This is a genomic window from Mesorhizobium sp. M5C.F.Ca.ET.164.01.1.1, from assembly GCF_004792125.1.
Taxonomy (GTDB): Bacteria; Pseudomonadota; Alphaproteobacteria; order Rhizobiales; family Rhizobiaceae; genus Mesorhizobium; species Mesorhizobium wenxiniae.
Map to the genome: position 1 here is coordinate 84,721 of NZ_SRTG01000004.1, position 18,618 is coordinate 103,338.

At 63.0% G+C, this 18,618-nt stretch carries 13 protein-coding genes; 9 read left to right on the plus strand and 4 right to left on the minus strand.

The annotated features are described in order from the left end of the window. Nucleotides 1-11 precede the first annotated feature (11 nt). From EN807_RS23105 to EN807_RS23120, 4 genes are all read right to left on the minus strand, one after another. On the minus strand, nucleotides 12-614 hold the full coding sequence (locus tag EN807_RS23105) for a sarcosine oxidase subunit gamma (RefSeq protein WP_135936815.1): 603 nt from the start codon (nucleotides 612-614) through the stop codon (nucleotides 12-14). Continuing rightward, nucleotides 607-3,600 carry a sarcosine oxidase subunit alpha gene (locus EN807_RS23110; protein WP_135936816.1) on the minus strand — a complete coding sequence of 998 codons (2,994 nt, stop codon included), beginning with the start codon at nucleotides 3,598-3,600 and terminating at the stop codon, nucleotides 607-609. Before EN807_RS23110 ends, EN807_RS23105 begins: the two co-directional genes overlap by 8 nt. Beyond that, entirely contained in the window at nucleotides 3,597-3,893 is a 297-nt protein-coding gene (locus EN807_RS23115; RefSeq protein ID WP_135936817.1) for a sarcosine oxidase subunit delta, read from the minus strand. The genes EN807_RS23110 and EN807_RS23115 overlap by 4 nt, the downstream gene beginning before the upstream one ends. An 83-nt stretch (nucleotides 3,894-3,976) precedes the next feature. After that, nucleotides 3,977-5,236: a sarcosine oxidase subunit beta gene (locus tag EN807_RS23120; protein WP_127319473.1), complete on the minus strand. Its 1,260-nt coding sequence runs from the start codon at nucleotides 5,234-5,236 to the stop codon at nucleotides 3,977-3,979. 216 nt (nucleotides 5,237-5,452) lie between these two features. On the opposite strand from EN807_RS23120, the gene EN807_RS23125 reads away from it, so the two are divergent. The 9 genes from EN807_RS23125 (at nucleotide 5,453) to EN807_RS23165 (ending at nucleotide 18,589) form a co-directional block, all read left to right on the plus strand. Next, nucleotides 5,453-7,942 carry a mechanosensitive ion channel family protein gene (locus EN807_RS23125; RefSeq protein WP_135936818.1) on the plus strand — a complete coding sequence of 830 codons (2,490 nt, stop codon included), beginning with the start codon at nucleotides 5,453-5,455 and terminating at the stop codon, nucleotides 7,940-7,942. A gap of 168 nt (nucleotides 7,943-8,110) precedes the next feature. Further along, the gene (locus EN807_RS23130) at nucleotides 8,111-8,374 is read left to right on the plus strand and encodes a hypothetical protein (RefSeq protein ID WP_029351968.1); all 264 of its coding nucleotides are present in this window, start codon (nucleotides 8,111-8,113) and stop codon (nucleotides 8,372-8,374) included. Nucleotides 8,375-8,636: 262 nt separating this feature from the next. Beyond that, nucleotides 8,637-10,070: a UbiA family prenyltransferase gene (locus tag EN807_RS23135; protein ID WP_135936819.1), complete on the plus strand. Its 1,434-nt coding sequence runs from the start codon at nucleotides 8,637-8,639 to the stop codon at nucleotides 10,068-10,070. 2 nt (nucleotides 10,071-10,072) lie between these two features. Further along, entirely contained in the window at nucleotides 10,073-11,425 is a 1,353-nt protein-coding gene (locus tag EN807_RS23140; protein WP_135936820.1) for an FAD-binding oxidoreductase, read from the plus strand. A 122-nt stretch (nucleotides 11,426-11,547) separates the two neighbouring features. Beyond that, nucleotides 11,548-11,997 (plus strand): EamA family transporter, encoded by a 450-nt coding sequence (locus tag EN807_RS23145; protein WP_135936821.1) that lies wholly within the window; start codon nucleotides 11,548-11,550, stop codon nucleotides 11,995-11,997. Beyond that, the gene (locus EN807_RS23150; protein ID WP_135936822.1) at nucleotides 11,994-13,001 is read left to right on the plus strand and encodes an NAD(P)-dependent oxidoreductase; all 1,008 of its coding nucleotides are present in this window, start codon (nucleotides 11,994-11,996) and stop codon (nucleotides 12,999-13,001) included. Before EN807_RS23145 ends, EN807_RS23150 begins: the two co-directional genes overlap by 4 nt. A gap of 23 nt (nucleotides 13,002-13,024) precedes the next feature. Continuing rightward, the gene (locus EN807_RS23155; RefSeq protein ID WP_135936823.1) at nucleotides 13,025-14,497 is read left to right on the plus strand and encodes an aspartate aminotransferase family protein; all 1,473 of its coding nucleotides are present in this window, start codon (nucleotides 13,025-13,027) and stop codon (nucleotides 14,495-14,497) included. A gap of 21 nt (nucleotides 14,498-14,518) precedes the next feature. Beyond that, on the plus strand, nucleotides 14,519-15,748 hold the full coding sequence (locus tag EN807_RS23160) for a DUF2029 domain-containing protein (RefSeq protein ID WP_135936824.1): 1,230 nt from the start codon (nucleotides 14,519-14,521) through the stop codon (nucleotides 15,746-15,748). Nucleotides 15,749-16,027: 279 nt separating this feature from the next. Then, on the plus strand, nucleotides 16,028-18,589 hold the full coding sequence (locus EN807_RS23165; RefSeq protein WP_135936825.1) for an FAD-dependent oxidoreductase: 2,562 nt from the start codon (nucleotides 16,028-16,030) through the stop codon (nucleotides 18,587-18,589). Nucleotides 18,590-18,618 lie beyond the last annotated feature (29 nt).

Genomic DNA, 18,618 nt, shown 5'->3' on the forward strand with positions numbered 1-18,618 from the left:
GCCGTATCGGCCTACTGTACCTCGTAACCCACTTCCTCGCTGGCGTGACAGAGCGCCTTCCAGAACGAGCGCGCAAACGAGCGGAATACATAGACGTCGAATTGGTCGGCGCCGGTGCGCTGGATCTGGGCGAAGACGTCATGATGCATGGTCGAGCGGCCGGCACCGACCGGGAAGGCCGGCAGCGCGAAGTCGATGGCGAAGAATTTTGCCAGCACCCATTCGGCCTTCGGTCCGGCGATGCGGATCGCGGTGCGGCCATGCGACAGGTCGGTCACCGTGCCGATCGCCGGGGTGACGACATTGGCAAAGGCCGATGACAGGCCTTCGGCCTCATCGACCACAGTGAATTTCCCCGGCGCAAAGCCGAACACCGATCTCACGCCGTCGGTGCTGCCGGCGCCGGCGCCATCGGGCAGAGCAAGGCCGGTCACGGTGCGAATACCGGCGATCAACTCCTTCTCCTGGCCCGGCCAAGCAGCGAGCTGCAGGATCGACCCTGGCCTGGTTTCGGAGAGGATGACATCGATGCCGTGTTCGAAATCGCCGTGCGAGCCGGTGCGCAGTTCCGGCTCAAGCGGTGCCGGCTCAAGCGGTGATTGGCGCTCAACCATGCATGCGGCTCCCGTCCGGATCAAAGAAGTGGTTGGAGACGATCTCGACCGGGCCGAACCGGTTGCGCAGGGGATCGGAGATATTGGCGCGCGTGCCGCGCCGTGCCTTGCCGTCCTTGACCAAAGCGAGCGCGATGTACTTGCCGAGCGCCGGCGAATAGCAGCAAGCAGTGATGTGGCCGATGGAATCGTGCGGATTGGCTTCGTCAAGCGCCTCGACGATGTGCGCGCCGCCGTTGAGCGGCTGGTTGTCCAGCGAAATCAGCCCGACGAGTTCCAGACGGCCGGGTGCGATCAGGCCCTCGCGATCCATCATAGCCGAGCCGATGAAGGGCTTCTTCTTGGACAGCATCCAGTCGAGATGCAGGTCGCGCGCCGTGGTGCGGCCGTCGATCTCGGCGCCGGTGACGTGGCCTTTCTCGATGCGCATCGTGCCCAGCGCCTCAAGCCCGTAAGTCACCAGTCCGAACGGCTTGCCGGCTTCGATCAACGCTTCCCAGACATGGGTGCCGTAGCCTGCGCCGGAGTAAACTTCGAAGGCCATTTCGCCGGAGAAGGAAAGCCGGCAGATCATCACCGGCACGCCTGATATCTTGCCATGCACGATGCCCATGAAGGGCAGTGCGGCGTTGTCGACGGCAGTGCCGGTGACGCAAGCGGCAAGAATGGCTCGCGCCTTTGGCCCGCCGATCGCCGCACCCGCCCATTGGTCGGTCACCGAGGTGACGTGGACCTTCAGCTCCGGCCAGATGACGTCGAGGAAATATTCCAGGTGCTGCATCACCTTGCCGGCATTGGCCGTGGTGGTGGTCATCAAGAAGTCCTGTTCGCCGAGCCGCCATGTCGTGCCGTCGTCGAAGGCGAGGCCGTCCTCGCGCAGCATCAGCCCGTAGCGGGCCTTGCCGACGGCCAGCGTCGAGAACATGTTGGTGTAGACCCGGTCGAGGAATTCCGCCGCGTCCGGACCCTGCACGGCGATCTTGCCCAGCGTCGAGACGTCGACGATGCCGGCGCTCTCGCGCGTCGCCCTGGCTTCGCGCACATAGGCCTGCTCGATCGTCTCGCCGGGATGGCCATAGATCATCGGGCGATACCAGAGGCCGGCTGAATACATGGTCGCGCCGTTGGCGACGTGCCAGTCATGCATCGGCGTCAGCCGTTCGGGCCTCAGGTCGCCGAACCGTTCGGCGGCCAGCGAGCCGATCGACACGGCCGAAAAGGGCGGACGAAAACGGGTCGTACCGACCTCAGGAATCGGCTTGCCCAACGCTTCGGCCATGATGGCGAGACCGGGTACGTTGGAGCTCTTGCCCTGGTCGGTCGCCATGCCGAGCGTGGTGTAACGCTTCAGATGCTCGACCGAGATGAAGCCTTCGCGATGCGCAAGCCGCACATCCTCGGCGGTCACATCGTGCTGGAAATCGACGAAGCTTTTTCCGTCGGCCCTAATCTCGAACACCGGCGCCGGATCGGGGCCGCCGGGTGCGGCTTCGACGACCGGCAAGGCCATTGGCGTGCCCGTTCCACCCGCCGCGGAAAGGCCGGCGGCGCGGCCTTCGGCGATTGCCTCGGCGGTGGAAAAACTGCCGGTGAAGGCGCCGGCGCCAATCCATCGCTGCGTCGCGTTCGGTGGTAGGAAGGCTTGTCTGGCGGCATTCCATTCCGCCTTGGCGCCGGCCTGGCTGGCCAGATGGATGGTCGGCGACCAGCCTCCCGACATCAGCAGGCAGTCGGCTTGAATGCTGCGCGGATCGCCGGCAAGCGCGCCGTTGACCATGTCGAAGCGCTGCACCTTGATGCCGGACAACGCCTTGCCGCCTTCGGTGGCGACCACGGCGTGAGCGGAAAGGTTCTTGGCCTCCACTTCGTCGGCGAGCTCGCGCATCTCGCTCGAAAGCTCCGGCCGCACGTCGACGATGGCGACGATCGCCGCACCGGCCTTCTTCAGCGCAAGGGCGGAGCGATAGGCGCTGTCATTGTTGGTGAAGAGCGCGATCCTGTTGCCCGGCAGCACGCCGTACTCGTTGGCGTAGCGCTCGGCGGCATGCGCCAGCATCACACCCGGCCGGTCGTTGCCCGGAAACACCAGCGGCCGCTCGAAGGAGCCGGTGGCCAGCACCACCGATTTGGCGCGGATGGTCCAGTAGCGATGGCGCGGTTCGCCCTTGCCGGGCCTCTCCTTGTGATCGGTGACCCGTTCGAGCGCGGCGAGCGTGTTGCCGTCGTAATAGCCCCAGACCGTGGTGCGCGGCAGCAGGCGGACATTGTCATAGCCTTCGAGCTGGCCGGCGGCTCGCGCTGCCCAGTCGGCGGCCGGCATTCCGTCGATCGTCTCGCCCGACCAGTTGGCCGAGCCGCCGAAATGCGGTTCGAGCTCGCTGAGGATGACACGCGCGCCCTGATCGGCGGCGGCCCTGGCGGCCATCAGCCCGGCCGGACCGGAGCCGACCACCAGCACATCGCAGAAAGCGTTCATGCGCTCGTAGCGCGCCGTGTCGGGAGCAGTTCCGGCGCGGCCAAGACCGGCGGCGCGGCGGATGAAATGCTCGCAGAACATCCAGAAACGCGTGCTCTTCAGCGGGCCGATCGCGGGTCCCATGAAGGTCTTGTAATAGAAGCCGGCGGACAGAAGCTTGCCGCCGAGCTGGTTGGCGGCGCTGACATCCCAGGACAGCGATGGAAAGCGGTTCTGGCTGACGGCCGTCAGCCCGTCATAGATCTCGATCATGGTGGCGGCAATGTTGGGCTCGCGAACCTCGCCCTGCAGTACCGTCACCAGGGCATTCGGCTCCTCGACGCCAGCGGTGAGTACGCCGCGCGGGCGGTGATATTTGAACGAGCGCCCGAACAGGGTAACGCCGTTGGCCAGCAGCGCTGAGGCAAGCGTGTCGCCGGCATGGGCGGTGTAGGGCGTACCGTCGAAGGTGAACCGGATGGTTCGCAGCCGGTCGATCCGGCCGCCGGCATCGGCGCGGCGCGGGCTCATGGCTTGCCCTCCGCCTTGTGCCGCGCGGCGGATTTGTGGTCGCCGCGGGCGAAGGCGACGCTGGAGATCTCGTGTGTCAGCGTGTTGCGCACGACCCTGAGATGGGCGCGGCAGCCGCCGGAATGCTGCCAGATCTCGTTGTGGTCGCCCGCCGGGTTCAACCGGTCATAGACATAGGCGTTCCAGGCATCGAGGTTCTGCGAGGCAGGCTGAGGGCGCTCGCGGTTGCCATCGCCCTGATAGGTGAACTCGATGACGTCGCGCGGGCCGCAATAGGGGCAGGTAATCAGCATGGAACTGTATCTTCTTGTTTGACCATGATTTTGTCCGAAAACCGATTTCCACTTTTTGCTGACCTACGGTTCGGGGGCATGGTCTAATGCAGCCGCGGCGTCGCGCCCTGGCCCTTGTCGTCGATCACCAGGCCGCGATGGAAGCGATCGAGCGTGAAGGGCGCGTTGAAGTCGTGCGGTTCATCCTTGGCGATGGTCCAGGCAAAGCACCAGCCGGAGGCCGGCGTCGCCTTGAAGCCGCCGTAGCACCAGCCGCAGTTGAGATACATGCCAGGCAGCGGACCGGTGGTGATGATGGGCGAACCGTCCATCGACATGTCGCAGACGCCGCCCCACGAGCGCAGCATGCGGACGCGGGCGAGACCCGGAAACAGTGCCAGCATCTCGCTCATCACTTCGTCGACGATGGGCAAACTGCCGCGCTGGGCGTAGCTGTTATAGCCGTCGAGATCGCCGCCATAGACGAGGCCGCCCTTGTCTGACTGCGACATGTAGAAATGGCCCATGCCGAAGGTAAGGACGGTGTCGACGAACGGCTTCAGCGATTCCGTCACGAAGGCCTGCAGCACATGGCTCTCGATGGGCATCGTCTCGATGCCGGCAAGCTGCATGACCCGTCCGGTGCTGCCGGCCACCGCGACCGCCACCTTCTTGGCACGGATCTCACCACGCGACGTCGACACGCCGGTGATGCGGTCGCCTTCACGCAGGAAGCCGGTGACCTCGCAATTCTCGATGATGTCGACGCCGCGACGGTCGGCGCCGCGCGCATAGCCCCAGGCGACAGCATCGTGGCGGGCGGTGCCGGCACGCGGCTGCATCAGCCCGCCGACGACTGGGAAGCGAGCCGCCCCCGAGACGTCCAGCGCAGGTATCAGGCGGGCGATTTCCGCCGTGGTCATCAGTTCGGCGTCGACGCCGAGATGGCGCATGGCGTTGCCACGCCGGGCAAGATCGTCGAGCTGGGCAGGCGTATGCGCCAGGTTCAGGCAGCCGCGCTGCGAGAACATGACGTTGTAGTTGAGGTCGTGCGAGAGGTTCTCCCACAGCTTCATCGAATGTTCGTAGAAGCGGGTGTTGGCAGGCAGCAGGTAATTGGAGCGGACAGCCGTCGTGTTGCGGCCGACATTGCCGGATCCGAGCCAGCCTTTTTCCAGCACCGCGACATTGGTGATGCCGTGCTCCTTGGCGAGATAATAGGCGGTCGACAGGCCGTGGCCGCCGCCGCCGATGACAATCACGTCATAGGACGCCTTCGGGTCCGGCTTGCGCCAGGCCGGTTTCCAGTCCTTGTTGCCGGTCAGCGCGTTTTTGAGAAGCGAGAAGGCCGAATATTCCGCCATTCTTTTGTTATCCGTTCTGGCTTTTTGTCATCCGTTTTGGGCGATGCGGCACACTATAGAGCAGGCCGCTGCCGCAAAGCCAATATTGCGCCATCGCTTTTCGACTGGCCGACGCCGAGACCGCCGGACAGAGCGGACGGCTTGCTCCCCGGTATGAGCGTCTTTATCAAGGACGAGCTTTAGAATGCCTTACCGCCTGTGAGTCGCCAAACGATCATGCTTTTCCGACTGCTCCGCTTCGTTCTGGTCCTGGCGATCGTTGCCTCGGCGCCGCTTTCGCTTGATGCGGCGGCGCAGGGGCTTGACCAGGCTGCGTCCGGGGTGGTCGCCGACCAGCAGAAAATCCTGCAGGACCTGACGACGAGGACCGACAAACTCGAAAGGGAAATCCAGGAGGACGGTGACGACGACGCCAGCCTTGTCGATATCCGCCTGCAGCTCGAGGAAATGTCGCGAGGTGCGCTGAACAGCGCGCTTGCCTTCCGCCCGCGCCTTTCGGAGATCAACGCAAGGCTCGATCAGCTCGGGGCGGCGCCGGCCGCGGGCCAGCCACCCGAACCCGATATCGTGACCAGCGAACGCCAGGCGCTGGCGTCCGAAAAGGCCGAGATCAATGCTGTCATCGCCGCGGCGCAAAACCTCTCGATCCGCATCAGCGGCCTCATCGCCAAGATCGCCAATATGCGCAGCGAGCTGTTTCGCAATCTGCTCACCAAGCGCTATGTGCTGTCCGACGCTCTGAGCCCTGAGGTCATTTCCGATGCTAACGGTGAATTTAGCGGCTTCTACAAAGCGGTGTCGTCTTGGCTGACCTTCGCCTTCAAGTTCAAGTTCCAGGCCATGCTGGCCGCGACCTTAACGGCGCTTTCCCTGGCGGCGGTGCTTTTTGTCGGTGGACGGCGTCTGTTCGGGCGTGTCTTCGAAGCAGACCCTTCCGTCGAGGATCCGTCCTATCTCAGCCGGCTGTCGGTGGCGTTCTGGTCGACATTGCTGCCGACGCTGGCGGTCGGCGTCTTCCTCGTCTCGACCGTATTCTTTTTCAACTACTATAACGTGTTGCGCGGCGACATTGGCGTTTTCCTGAATGCGCTGGTCGGGGTCATCGCGGTGGTGTTCTGCGTTAACCGGCTGGCCAATGCGGCGCTGGAGCCGCGGCTGCCGAACTGGCGGCTCATCCCCGTTGAAACCGGCCCGGCACGTTGGCTGGTGCGGCTGACGACCGCCATGGCGGTGGTGATCGGCGTCAACAATTTCCTGTCGGTCGTCAACGACAAAATGGGCTCGCCGCTGTCGCTGACCATCGCCAGAAGTTTTGTCGCCACCATCATCGTCGGCGTCATCCTGATCCTGATGGGGCTGCTGAAACCGTTCAAGGCTGCCGACGGAAGCTGGCGTCCCTGGCCGGCGTGGCTGCGCTACACGGCGGTCGCTATCGGCCTTTTCACTATTGCCACTGCGCTGCTCGGCTATATCGGCCTTGCCATCTTCGTCTCGCTGCAAGTCGTGGTCACCGGCACCATTCTGGTCACCGCCTATATCGGCTTCCTGTCGGCGCGGGCGATCAGCGAGGAAGGCGGCTTTGCCAACACATCGATCGGGCGCTGGCTATCGACCAATTCCAGTTATGAGGAGTCCGCGCTCGACCAGCTCGGCCTGGTCGTCAGCGTCGCCATCAACCTGATGATCGTGCTGGTGTTCCTGCCGCTGATCCTGTTGATGTGGGGCTTCCAGCCCGGCGACATCCAGGCCTGGGGCTACAAGCTGGCGACGGGCCTCACCATCGGCTCGGTGACGATCTCGGTGACCGGCATCCTGACGGGCATCATTGTCTTCATCATCGGCTATTTCCTGACGCGCTGGTTCCAGGGCTGGCTCGACGGCTCGGTGATGGCGCGCGGTAAAGTCGACACCGGCGTGCGAAACTCAATCCGGCTGGCGGTCGGCTACGCCGGCGTGGCGCTCGCAGCACTCGTCGGCGTCTCGGCGGCGGGCATCGATCTCTCCAATCTGGCGCTTGTCGCCGGCGCCCTGTCCCTCGGTATCGGCTTTGGCCTGCAGAATGTCGTCTCCAACTTCGTCTCCGGTCTGATTCTTTTGGCCGAGCGGCCGTTCAAGGTCGGCGACTGGATCGTCGCCGGTGACATCAGCGGCACAGTCAAGAAGATCAGTGTGCGCGCTACCGAGATCGAGACGTTCCAGCGGCAGTCGGTGATCCTGCCCAATTCAAACCTGATCAACAATGCCGTCGGCAACTGGACGCACCGCAACAAGCTTGGTCGAATCGACATCAAGGTCGGCGTCGCCTACGGGAGCGACGTCAAGCAGGCCCATGCTACGCTGTTGGAGATTGCGCGCGGCCATCCACTGGTGCTGAAGAATCCCGAACCCTTCGTGCTGTTCACCAATTTCGGGCCGGCCGCTCTCGAATTCGAAATTCGTGTGTTCCTGGCCGACGTCATGAATGGCAACATCGTGCAGAACGACATCCGGTTTGCCGTCCTCGATGTTTTCGCCGACCAGCATATCGAAATTCCATCGGCGCCGCGCGCCGTCGTCGAGACCAAGAAGCATGACGCATGGCCGATCGACGATGACCAGATCGAGGCTGAATTCGCCGAGAAGGAGCGCGCGGCGGCCGAAGCCGCGGCCGAGGCGAAACGCTTGGCCAAATCGGGGCGCAGGATCCGCAAGCCGGATCCCGACTAGGTTATCTTGATATTCAGGTAACACCGGCTTTCGACACAGCGAAAGCAATTGCGGCATGAATGCGGCATTCAGTTGCCGTTCAGCTTGCATCTCATATAAGCTCACATGCAAAGGGCGAGAATGCCTTGCGAAATGCAAACAGAGGCGGTGGAAACACCGATATTGCAAATGTGGAAGTCTCTCGTCGCCGCCATCGCTTTTCTTGCCGTGGGCGGTTCAGCCTTCGGCGCCAGCGCGACCAACAAGGACGCCGAGACCCGCACACTCGTCGTGACCGAAGGCGGTGGCAAGACGGAGCTGGCGCTGGCCGCCGGCGAAACTGCGGAATTCTGCCCGACCGGCTGTTTCGTTACCATGCCGAATGGCGATCTCGAGGCGCTGACCGGTTCGGAAACAATCGAAATCTCGGGCGGCGTCGCCCGTATCAAGTAGCCGCGTCAAAAAACGTTGACGATTTTTCGAGGGCCGGGCAATGCCCGGCCTTTTATTGTTTCGGGTCAGCGAAACTTAACGATGAAGGGGGAAATACCGTCACGCAAACCAGGCCAGGCTGGGCGTTTTAACGTTCGCTGCGCTGTTCCCCGTTATATCGGGCCGAAGACGCCCAAGCACGGCGCGGATTTTGGACCGGTGCATGATCCCTTCCGAGAGATCGGTTTTCGGGATCATGCGCTTTCAGGCACGGCAACGGAAAATGGACGCGCGGTCGGACAGGAACGCAATTCCGCTTGCGGTCGATCTCGACGGCACGCTGATCGCGACGGACCTGTTGTGGGAAGGGCTGTTCATCCTTCTCAAGAAGAATCCGCTCTATATTTTCCTCGTACCGTTCTGGCTTGCCTGCGGACCGGCGCGGTTGAAGCAGGCCATCGCTCAACGCGTCGACATCGACCCTGCATCGCTGCCTTACCGCGAGGCGCTGCTTCAGCGCCTTCGCGTTGAACATGGCGAGGGCCGCCAGATCGTGCTGGCGACCGGCACGCCGCGCAAATTCGCCGAGGCGATCGCCGCACATCTCGGGATATTCGATCGCGTCCTGGCGACCGACGGCCCCCACAACATGACCTCAGGCAGAAAGCGCGCCTCGCTTGTCGCCGCCTATGGCGATGGCGGCTTCGACTATGCCGGCAATAGCCGGCATGACCTTAGGGTATTCGACGCCGCGCGCGCGGCAATCGTCGTCGCGCCCGACCGCGATGCTGCGCGCTGGCAGGCCGCCCACGGTGCCGAAATGATGCCAGCGCCGAAGACGACGTTCAGAACCATCGTCAAAATGCTGCGCGTTCATCAGTGGCTGAAGAACTCGCTGATCGCGGTGCCGATGGTACTGTCGCACGAATACTTCAACGCCGACATGGTCTGGGAATGCCTGCTGGCATTCGTATCGTTCAGCGCAGTCGCTTCCGCCATCTACATCCTCAACGATTTCTTTGATCTCGCGCTCGATCGCAAACACCTGACCAAGCGCAACCGGCCATTCGCCAGCGGCGCGCTGTCGATCCCGTTCGGCCTCGGTTCGATGATGGTGCTGCTTGCAATGGGCGTTGGTGCAGGGCTTCTGCTGCCGATCGAATTCCTCGGCGTGCTCGGCGGCTACATAGTCATCACCACCGCCTATTCGCTGTCGTTCAAGCGCATGCTCCTGATCGACGTGCTGACGTTGGCCGGACTCTACACGATCCGCGTTCTGGCGGGCGCCGCGGCGACCGGCGTCGACGTCTCGTTCTGGCTGCTGGCCTTCTCGATCTTCTTTTTCCTGTCGCTGGCGCTGGTAAAGCGCTTTGTCGAGCTGCGCATGACCGCCATTCCGGCCGGCGAACGCATTGCCGGCCGCGGCTACCGCACCGAAGACCAGGAGATCGTCGCCCAGGCGGGCATGGCCTCGGCCTTTTCCTCGGCGCTGGTGCTGGCGCTCTATATGGACAGCGTTGCGGTGCGCGAACTCTATCCCCACCCGTGGCTGGTCTGGCCCTTGGCGCCGATCGTCCTGTACCTGACCATCCGCGTCTGGATTCTCGCCCGCCGCGACGAGATGCATGACGATCCGGTCGTCTTCATCATCCGCGACTGGCGCAGCCAGATCGTCGTGCTCATCGGCGCTGTGTTTCTGGTCGCCGGAGGCTGGTAGGCGTGGCGAAGCAGCGGTTCCAGAGCTTCGGTCTTGCCACGCCGCCGGCACTCGGTGTGATCCCGGCGGACGACGCTGTTGCGCTGCTGAAGAGTGGCAAGGCGGCAAGAAATGCCTTGCTCGCCTACGGCAACGGCCGCTCCTACGGCGATTCCTGCCAGAACCAGGCCGGCATGGTCGTTGACATGCGGCCGCTGAACAGGATCCGCGCCTTCAATGCCGAGACCGGCGTGATCGAGGCCGAGGCCGGCGTGCTTCTGTCCGACATCATCGCCCATGCAGCGCCATACGGCTTCTTTCCGGCCGTCGTTCCAGGCACGCAGGTCGTCACGCTCGGCGGCGCCATCGCCAATGACGTTCACGGCAAGAACCATCACCGGCGCGGCACCTTCGGCTGCCATGTCGAATCGTTCACGCTGCTCAAATCGGATGGACGGCCCCATTACTGCTCGGCCACCGACAATGCACGCCTGTTTGCGGCGACGATCGGCGGCATGGGGCTGACCGGACTGATCCTGTCCGCATCGATCCGGCTGATGCGGGTGCCATCCCTCGACATCGTCGAGACGGCGACGCCGTTCCGCGACCTCGGCGAATTCTTCGAGCTCGCCGAAGCGGCCGACCAGGCCAACGAATACGTCGTCGCATGGATCGACCAGCTTGCCGGCGGCCACAGCCGTGGGCGCGGGCTGCTGTTTACCGGCAATCACGCCGAGCATGGCTCCCATGTGGCCTTTCGTGCCGGCGGCAACCTTTCGGTGCCGTTCCAGCCGTCGTTCAACGTGCTCAACCGGCCGTTCCTGACTGCCTTCAATGCCGCCTACCGGTGGAAGAAAGGCAGGTCTACCGCGCCGCGGCAGGTCGGCTACCAGGGTTTTTTCTTTCCGCTCGACGGCGTTGGCAACTGGAACCGGCTCTACGGACCGAACGGGCTTTTCCAGCACCAGAGCGTGGTGTCGGAAGACGTCGCGCGCCGAGCGGTGCCGGCGCTGCTTGCGGCGGCAAAACGGGCGGGGCAGGGCTCGTTCCTGACCGTCCTGAAGCGCTTCGGCTCGATCGGCTCGCCGGCACTGCTGTCGTTCCCGCGACCGGGTTTCACGCTGACGCTGGATTTTTCCAACCGTGGCCGGGGGACGCTGGCGCTGCTGAAGGAACTCGACCACATCACGGTCGAGGCCGGTGGCGCGGTCAATCCCTACAAGGACGCCCGCATGGGCGCCGACATTTTCGCCGCATCTTTTCCGGAATGGCAACGCCTCGAAGCGATCCGCGATCCCGCCTTCATGTCGAGTTTCTGGGCGCGAACGGCGAAAAAACTCGAGGCTCGGCGCGAAGCCGCTGAAGCCGCAGAATAGATAAAATTAGAATAGTTCGTGATTAACGGGTCGATAAGGCCAAGATTTGCTTAAAACGTTTTGTGCTTCACGAAACGTTTGCAGGTTTGTAATAGAACGGCTGAAGGGCTGGCGGAAGAAACATGAAATACATCGTCTTCATTCTGTTCACGGTCACGACCAACGCCGCTGCGCAGCTCATGCTGAAGCAGGGCATGATGTCACTCGGTACGATCTCCTTCGAGGGCACCAATCCGTTGCTGAAGCTGTTGCAGATTGTCTTCAGCCCGTGGGTTTTCTTCGGACTGTGCACCTTCGTTATCTCGATGGCTTCGCACCTCTATGTGCTGTCCAAGGTCGAGCTCAGCTTCGCCTATCCGTTCCTCAGCCTCGCCTATGTCGCCGTTGCGATCTTCGCCTATTTCATCTTCCGCGAAGACCTCAATGGCTGGCGCATCGCCGGCATCGCCTTCATCTGCGTCGGCACGGTGCTGATCGCCCAAAGTGGCCGGGACTTGGGCGGTCGAGAGCACGAGGACGAGACGGCTGGCCTTTCCCCCGACAGGATTCACACCAGCGGGATTGTTCGATGAGACATGTGATCTTTGGCGGCGACGGTTTCGTCGGCCGCCACCTTGCCCCGAAACTTCTGGCCGACGGCGAGGAGGTGGTCGTCGCCGACATCGCCAAGAGCGACCTGCCGCATTATCGTTCGGTCCGATATGTCAGGTGCGACGTCACCGATCCGGCCTCGGTCGCTTCGGTCGGGCTGAAGGCCGACGACATGGTCTATAATCTGTCGGCGAAAATGCTGTCGCCGATCCAGGTGCGCGCCAAGCGCCACCAGTTCTTCTTCCCGGTGAATTTCCACGGCACCGAGCACATCATAAAGGCGATGGACAGAGCCGGCGCGCCCAAGCTCGTCCATTACACGACCGACATGATCTATGGCCATACGGTCACGCAACCGATGACCGAGGAACATCCGGTCGCGCCGCTCGGCGAATATGGCTGGTCGAAGCAGAAGACCGAGGAGCTGGCCGCCGAATGGCGCAAGCGCGGCATGTCGATCTCGCTGTTTCGGCCGCGCCTGATCATCGGTCCCGGCCGCCTCGGCATCCTCGAGAAACTGTTCAAGCTGATCGACTGGAACCTTCCGGTGCCGATGATCGGCTCGGGCAAGAACCCGTATCAGTTCATCTCGGTGTTCGACTGCGCCGAGGCAGCGCGCGCCGCCTGGAGAGCCGGCGTGCCTGATGAAGCCTATAATCTCGGTTCGCTCAACCCGCCGCCGGTCAGGAAACTGCTCGGCGATCTGATCCGGCATGCCGGGTCGAAGTCGATCCTGATCCCGACACCGGGCTGGGCAGTCAAGCGCACGCTCGACCTGCTCGATCTCTTGAACATGCCGATCATGGATCCGGAGCAGTATCTGATCGCCGACGAGGACTGCGTGCTCGACGTGTCCAAGGCCGAACGCCAGCTCGGCTGGGTGCCGCAATATCGTGACGAGGACATGCTGATCGCCGCCTATAGCGAATATCGCGCCAAGAAAGACGGCCATGCCGTCGCCGTCAAAAGTGTGCCCGCCGAGTGATGGGCCAGCAGGAGAATCTTGAGATGACCGTCATGATCAAGCCAGACCACACGACTGCGCGCGCCACGGTCAGCGCGCCGGCGCTTTCGCCCGCCACCACCGCCAAGCCCGATTTGATCAGCGTCGAGCAGGCCAAGGCGATGGACGTAGCGCGCATGACCGACCTGTTCAAGGCGCATCTCAACCCCGGCCAGCTGCATTTCATGAAGCTGCTCGGCTTCCACAAGATCAAGATCGAGCGCGCCGAAGGCATGTTCTACATCGATCAGAACGGCCGCAGGATCCTCGATTTCTTCGGCGGCTTCGGTTCGCTGGCCTTCGGCCACAACCATCCGCGCCTTCTCGAAGCGCGCAAGAAATTCCAGGAGGAGAAGCGGCAGGAGATCGCCATCGCCTTCATGTCGCAATATGCGGCCGCCCTGGCCCACAATCTCGCCAAATGCTCGCCCGGCGATCTCGACATGGTGTTTTTGGGCTCGTCCGGCTCGGAAGCCATGGAGGCGGCAGTGAAGCTCGCCGAACGCGCCGCGGGCACGAAGCGGCCGAAAGTCGTCTATGCCGAGAATTCCTTCCACGGCAAGACCAAAGGCGTGCTGGCGATCACCGACGGCTCGCTTTACCGCGCCGACTTCAAGGTGGCCGACAATGTCGTACGCATCCCGTTCGCCGACATCGAAGCGGTCGAGCGCACCTTCCGCTCGGACCCGGAGATCGGCGTGATCGTGCTGGAAACCATCCAGGGTGGTGGCGGCATCATCCAGGCGCCTGCCGAATACTGGCAGAAGCTGCGTGCGCTATGCGACCAGTACGGTGTGCTGTGGGTCGCCGATGAAGTGCAGTGCGGCTATGGCCGCTCCGGCCGATTCTATGCCTTCGAGCATTACGGCGTCGTTCCTGATGTGACGGCGCTGGCAAAATCGCTCGGCGGCGGCAAGGCCGCGGTCGGCGCGATGATCGCAAGGCGCGAGATCTACATGAAGGCCTATGGCACACCGAAGACGGCGATGATCCACGCCATGGCCACCTTCGGCGGCATGGGCGAGGCCTGCGTCACCTCGATCGAGGCGCTCGACGTGCTTTACGACGAGGGGCTCATCGACAACGCCGCTGTGACCGGCGACTACCTGCTGCAACGCCTGCAGGCGTTGAGGGAAAAATACCCGAAGATCATCAAGGAGGTCCGCGGCAAGGGCCTGATGGTCGGGCTGGAATTCCACGATTTTTCGCAGACCCTGCCGATGGTGCTGCGGCCCGTGGTCAGCGTGCTTGACGAGAAGCTAAAGGGATCCTTGTCCGGCTTCATCGGAGGGCTGCTGCTGCGCGACTACGACGTGCTCGTCGCCTTCACCGAATACAACCGCAACGTCATCCGTCTCGAACCGCCGCTGATCTGCCAGCGCGAACATGTCGACCGCTTTGTCGAGGCGCTCGACAGCCTGTTGTCGCGCGGCATCGTATCGATCGTGAAGGATTTCGTCAAAAGCCAGGTCCGCTAGCGAGGTCCGCTGAGCGAAACCATGCTGACCAAATCTCCCGTTTCGACAAACCTGCTCGACCGGCTCACCGAGGCCGGCCTGGCATGGGGCGAGGGCACTTATGCGCGCCTTGCCGCACCCGTCGGAGCGGCGGCCTTCGCGCTTTACATCGTGTTGATCGCCGTGACGACATGGTCCATCCCCGACGCCAATTGGGACATGCTGCCCTACCTCGCGATCGCCGAGGAGGGCACCTATCGCGATGTGCAGGCGCTGCACGACTATGCCTATGGCACGGTTAGGGACGGCGTCTCGGCGGGCGACTACAAGGCACTGACCGATGATGGCGGCGGCTTTCGCAGTCATATGGCCGGGAATGCCGCCGATTTCCATTCGCTGCTCGGCATGTACCGGGTCAAGTTCCTCTACGCCGAGATCCTTTCGACGATGAGCTCTGTGGTGTCGCCAGTCGAGGCGATGCGGCTGTTACAGGTATTGTCGGTGCTGCTGTTCGGTGCGATCGCGCTGCTCTGGCTGCGGTCCGAAGGCGCACTGGCGCCGGCGCCGGTCGTCGGCGCGGTGTTGATGATAGCCGAATTCGGCGACGCGGCGCGGGCTGCGACGCCGGATCTGCTGTGCTCGGCCCTGTTCCTCGGCGGGCTTTTTGCGTATGTGCGCGGTCGCGAAGTGGCGGCGGCGATCCTGCTCTTTCTCGCCTTTATGGCGCGGCCCGACAACATCGTCTTTCTTGCCATCTTCGCTGTGTTGCTGGTCGGCTTCCGGCAGAAAGCATGGGGCGCGCTGGCCGGCTTTGCCGCCTCGCTGGTCGCCTATTTCGCCATCTCGCATTGGGCGCAGCATCCCGGCTGGTGGCCGCATCTGTGGTTCTCCAGCATCGAGCAGCACTACAATATGGATGGTTTCGATCCGCCGTTCTCGGCTGTCGCCTATCTCCGGGCTTTTGCCGCCTCGCTGGTCCGCGCCGTCAGCCTGAACAGCTGGGTCGGCGTCTCGGTTCTGGCGCTGGCGGGGTGGTATGTGGCGAGCCGCGCCGGATTCAAGCTCGACCGTCGCGCCGGCATCCTGTTTGCGGCGCTGGTGCTCGGGGTGCTGGCGAAGTTCATCGTCTTCCCGATCCACGACACCCGCATCTACTTTCCCAATCTGATCCCGCCGTTCCTGCTGCTCGCCGGCCCCTTCATGGCGCTTTGGGCGAGCATCACAGGACATCGCGCCGCAGTGTTGCACGTCGTTCCCGTCGATAAATCATGAGTTGCGTCTCCAGCCTGGCGCGCATCGTTTTCCTTGAGGCAGCTGGTCTGAACTGCGGTGCCACGCGTCCTTTTGGATGCGCAAAGGACGCCATAGACCTTCTTTCTGCGCATGATCCCGATGAAAATCGATTCCGATTTTTCGGCGTTGTGCGCCGGGGTCGCGCCGCACCTGCGGCGTGTCGCAAACAGGCGGTAGCACGATGGCCGTCGCCTGCATATTGTGCGCCGATCAAGCGGGCGCCTGGCGCCCGCAGCAGCACTTTTGGAGTCGCGGGCAATGGCAGGGTTTCCGGAAAAGGCGAAGGTCGTCATCGTCGGGCTGGGCGGTATTGTCGGCGCATCGGTCGCCCATCACCTGATCGAGCGCGGCTGGGACGACATCGTCGGCATCGACAAATCAGGCATCCCGACCGACATCGGTTCGACAGCGCACGCCTCCGATTTCTGCTATACGACCAGTCATGACTTCCTGTCCTGCTGGACGACGCTCTACTCCATCGATTTCTACGAGAAGATGGGCCATTACGCCCGCATCGGCGGTCTCGAAATCGCCCGCGTCGGTGACGACGCCCGCATGGAGGAGATCAAGCGCAAGATCGCCTCGGCAAAGGCTTTCGGCACGCGTGCCCGCCTGATCGATCCTGCCGAGATCAAGCAGAAGTTCCCGCTGATAGAAGAAGAGATGGTGCAGGGCGGCCTCTGGGATCCCGATGCCGGTCTCGTCATCCCGCGCTCGCAAACGGTCGCCGGCAAGCTGGTCGACCAGGCGGAAAGCTCCAGCAAGCTCAAATCCTTCGCCAACACGCCGGCCAGGTCGCTTATCGTCGAGAACGGTCGCATCAAGGGCGTGGTGACCGGTCGCGGCACCATCGAAGCCGACTATGTGATTGTTTGCGCGGGTATCTGGGGCCGGTTGATCGCGGAAATGGTGGGCGAGGACCTGCCGGTGATGCCGATCGACCATCCGCTCACCTTCTTCGGGCCCTATACCGAGTTCGCCGGCACCGGCAAGGAGATCGGCTGGCCGCTGCTGCGCGACCAGGGCAACTCGGCTTACATGCGCGACACCGGCGATCCCAAGACCGCCGAGGGCGGGCAGATCGAATGGGGCTATTACGAAGAGACCAATCCGCGCCTTTGCCACCCGCGCGACCTCCTGGAGAAGGATCAGGCGCGGCTTTCGCCCTCGCAGCGCGACCTCGACATGGAGCAGATCCTGGCGCCGCTCGAGCGCGCCATGGAACTGACGCCGATCCTCGGCGAACTCGGCTACAATGAAAGCCATTCCTTCAACGGCCTGCTGCAGGTGACGGCGGATGGTGGCCCATCCATGGGCGAAAGCCAGAAGGTGCGGGGCCTGTGGTATGCAGTCGCCATCTGGGTCAAGGACGGCCCCGGCATGGGCAAGCTTATCGCCGACTGGATGACGGACGGCCGGACGTCGATCGACCACCACGCCATCGACTATTCGCGCTTCTATCCGCACCAGACGCAAGAGCAGTTCATCTGGGACCGCTGCACCGAAACGGCGATGAAGGTCTATAATCCGGCGGTGCACCCGCGCGAACCCTTCTCCAAGGGCCGCAACATCAGGCGCTCGCCATTTTGGGAGCGCGAAAAGGAACTCGGCGGCTACTTCATGGAGCTGGGCGGCTGGGAGCGTGCGCATGGCTATGCCGCCAATGAGCATCTCCTGGAGAAATACGGCAACCGTGTGCCGGTGCGCGAAAACGAGTGGGACAACCGCCATTTTTGGCGCGTCTCCAATGCCGAGCATCTCGCGATGAGCGAGGATTGCGGCATCGTCAACCTATCGCATTTCTCGATGTACGACGTCGAAGGTCCGGACCATGTCGCGCTGCTGGAATGGCTGTGCGCGGCCAAGATCGGCGGCGACAACAACATTGGCAAAGGCATCTACACCCACTTCCTCGACGAGGAAGGCATGGTGCGCGCCGACTTTACGGTCATCCGCATGGCCGACCGCTGCCGGGTGATCGACGGTGCGGATGCCGGCCCCCGCGACTTCCAGTACATGCGGCGCACCGCGCAGGACAAAGGTTTTGACGTCACCATCACCGATGTGACCGAGAACTACGTGACCGTCGGCATCTGGGGTCCGAATGCGCGCTCGACCTTGCAGAAGGTCGTCGAGGACCCGGACGGGCTGACGCCGGAGAACTTTGCCTTTGCGGCGATCAAGCCTGTCAGGATCGCCGGCAAGGACGTGACCGCTTTCCGCATCTCCTATGTCGGCGAGCAGGGCTGGGAACTGCACATGCGATATGAAGACGGGCTGGCCGTATGGGACGCGTTGCGTTCGACCGGCGTGATGGCTTTTGGCGTCGAGACCTATGCCAACAGCCGCCGCATGGAGAAGAGCCTGCGCCTGCAGAACGCGGATCTTTTGACCGAGTACAATCTGCTGGAGGCCGATCTTGCCCGTCCGAAGGTCAAGGAGGCTGATTTCAGCGGCAAGGCAAAGCATCTGGAGTATCGCGCCCGCGCACACCAGCCGGCGATGCTTTGCACGCTCGTCATGACGGACAATGTCGATTCCAGGGGCGTTGCCCGTTATCCCGTCGGCACGATGCCGGTGATGGACCCGGAAACGGGTGAGACGCTGGTCGACGAACTCGGCCGCCGATCCTTCACGACCTCGATCGCCTATGGCCCGACCGTCGGCAAGAACATCGCGCTCGCCTACCTGCCTTGGGGATATTGCCAGGAGGGCCGCAAGCTGAACGTCGAATATTTCGGCGAGACATACCCGGTCGAAGTGGCCGCCGTCGGTTACAGACCGCTCTACGATCCGGAGAACCTCAATCCACGCAGCTGAGCGTTGGTTGATCCTCCCGCTATGGAAGG